Origin of the sequence: uncultured Microscilla sp. (genome assembly GCF_947493425.1) — a bacterium.
Classification (GTDB): domain Bacteria; phylum Bacteroidota; class Bacteroidia; order Cytophagales; family Microscillaceae; genus Microscilla.
In genome coordinates this window covers 1-378 of record NZ_CANLRP010000535.1, presented here as the reverse complement: position 1 = coordinate 378, position 378 = coordinate 1, and the positions used below count along the sequence as shown (strand labels likewise).

Genomic DNA, 378 nt, shown 5'->3' with positions numbered 1-378 from the left:
ACTAGTGTTATGTCAACGTTGTATTTTAGGGTAAAGCCTCTTTAATTTAATCCTCGCCTCTTTAGTAGTAAATTGCCACTCTACTTTGGAGGCTTGTTTATTTCTTTGTTGATACCATTGGGTCGCTTGCTCTTTCAGCGCTTCCTTGGACTCGACTCTCTTGGCTAGTCCTTGTCTGGTTAGAATACTGAGTTCAATTTCAGCAATGTTTAGCCAAGAGCCGTGCTTAGGTGTTCTGACTACTTCTATACGTTCTATAATGGCCCTGGCTCTTTCTGGTGGAAGTATTTCATAGAGTGCGGAGAGTTTGTGAGCCGCGTGATTATCCTCTACTAAGGTGATTTTGTGGGCATCTGCATACACTTCTTCGGCTAAATG

Annotated in this window: 1 protein-coding gene; it reads right to left on the bottom strand. The window is 42.6% G+C overall.

Translation table 11 applies throughout. The annotated features are described in order from the left end of the window. Window positions 1-12: 12 nt before the first annotated feature. A partial coding sequence (locus Q0954_RS34600) for a transposase (RefSeq protein ID WP_299466824.1) occupies window positions 13-378 on the bottom strand: 366 nt, incomplete at its 5' end.